This is a genomic window from Pseudomonas sp. NPDC079367, from assembly GCF_044542195.1.
GTDB lineage: Bacteria > Pseudomonadota > Gammaproteobacteria > Pseudomonadales > Pseudomonadaceae > Aquipseudomonas.
Map to the genome: position 1 here is coordinate 1 of NZ_JBITTW010000091.1, position 2,121 is coordinate 2,121.

Here is a 2,121-nt window from a genome sequence, read left to right on the forward strand (position 1 = left end):
CGGGTGATCCGCCTTGTACGGGCCTTCCGGCATGTTGCGCATGCATTGATCGATGATCTTGATGCTCTGGCGCATCTCTTCGACGCGGACCATGCAGCGGTCGTAGGCATCGCCGTTGACGGCCAGCGGTACTTCGAATTCGAAGTTTTCGTAGCCCGAGTACGGACGCGCTTTACGCAGGTCGAAATCGCAACCGGTCGAACGCAGGCCGGCACCGGTGACGCCCCATTCCAGAGCTTCTTTGGTGTTGTAGGCAGCAACGCCGACGGTACGGCCCTTGAGGATGCTGTTCTGCAGCGCAGCCTTGGTGTATTCGTCCAGACGCTTGGGCATCCACTCGACGAAATCCTTGACCAGTTTTTCCCAGCCGCGCGGCAGGTCGTGGGCAACGCCACCGATGCGGTACCAGGCCGGGTGCAGACGGAAACCGGTGATCGCTTCGATCACCGTGTACGCCTTCTGACGGTCGGTGAAGGTGAAGAACACCGGCGTCATTGCGCCGACGTCCTGGATGTAGGTACCCAGGAACAGCAGGTGGCTGGTGATCCGGAAGAACTCGGCCATCATGATGCGGATGACGTCGACCTTCTGCGGCACCTTGATGCCGGCCAGCTTCTCGACCGAGAGCACGTACGGCAGGTTGTTCATCACGCCGCCGAGGTAGTCGATGCGGTCGGTGTAGGGAATGTAGCTGTGCCAGGACTGACGCTCGCCCATCTTCTCGGCACCACGGTGGTGGTAACCGATGTCGGGAACGCAATCGACGATCTCTTCACCGTCCAGCTGCAGGATGATGCGGAACGCACCGTGCGCCGAAGGGTGGTTCGGGCCGAGGTTGAGGAACATGTAGTCCTCGTTGGCGCCGGAACGCTTCATGCCCCAGTCTTCAGGGCGGAAACGCGCGGCTTCTTCCTCAAGCTGCTGCTTGGCGAGGTTGAGGCTGAACGGATCGAATTCGGTGGCGCGCGCCGGGAAGTCCTTGCGCAGCGGGTGACCTACCCAGGTTGGCGGCATCATGATGCGCGACAGGTGCGGGTGGCCTTTGAAGTCGATGCCGAACATGTCCCAGACTTCGCGCTCGTACCAGTTAGCGTTCGGCCAGATGCTGGTGACGGAAGGCATGCTGAGGTCGCCTTCGGACAACGCGACCTTGATCATCACGTCACTATTACGCTCCAGCGACATGAGGTGATAGAACACGGTGAAATCGGCGCCGGTCGGCAGCCCTTGACGCTTGGTGCGCAGACGCTCGTCCACGCCGTGCAGGTCATAGAGCATGACGTACGGCTTGGGCAGGTTACGCAGGAAAGTCAGGACTTCAACCAGCCTGGCGCGCGCCACCCACAGCACCGGCATGCCGGTGCGGGTTGCCTGCGCGGTGAACGCTTCGGCGCCAAAGCGGTTGTTCAATTCGACGACCACATCCTGGTCGTCTGCCTTGTAAGGCGGGATGTACAGAGCACTGCCTGTAGTCATGGTTATTTTTTCGCTTTCGGTCAACGTAAAGAATGAAGCCAGCTTCTCGTTACTAGGAACAGATCTGGATCAGACTTCGTCAGGGCTGCGCAGGTTGGTGACTGCGATTCGCTGTTCGCGGCGCTGTTCCTTCTGCGATGGCATGTCGGCGCGATAGACGCCTTGATCACCAACGACCCAGGAAAGCGGACGGCGCTCCTGTCCAATCGATTCCTGCAACAGCATCAAGCCTTGCAGAAATGCTTCCGGACGGGGCGGGCAGCCAGGTACGTAGACGTCCACGGGCAAGAACTTGTCCACGCCTTGAACCACGGAGTAGATGTCGTACATGCCACCGGAGTTGGCGCACGAACCCATGGAAATAACCCATTTCGGTTCGAGCATCTGCTCGTAGAGACGCTGAATGATCGGCGCCATCTTGATGAAGCAGGTCCCGGCGATAACCATGAAGTCGGCCTGACGCGGCGAGGCCCGGATGACTTCGGCACCAAAGCGCGCGATGTCGTGGGGCGCCGTGAAGGCGGTGGTCATTTCCACGTAGCAGCACGACAGGCCGAAGTTGTACGGCCACAGGGAGTTTTTACGTCCCCAGTTGACCGCGCCACTCAGCACGTCTTCCAGCTTGCCCATGAAAATGTTTTTGTG

At 59.8% G+C, this 2,121-nt stretch carries 2 protein-coding genes; both read right to left on the reverse strand.

The window, feature by feature from the left end:
* The coding region (nuoC, locus tag ACIGDJ_RS28250) for an NADH-quinone oxidoreductase subunit C/D (RefSeq protein WP_397480306.1) at nt 1-1,476 on the reverse strand (1,476 nt) is incomplete at its 3' end.
* Nucleotides 1,477-1,545: 69 nt separating this feature from the next.
* A partial coding sequence (locus tag ACIGDJ_RS28255) for an NADH-quinone oxidoreductase subunit B (RefSeq protein ID WP_397504723.1) occupies nt 1,546-2,121 on the reverse strand: 576 nt, incomplete at its 5' end.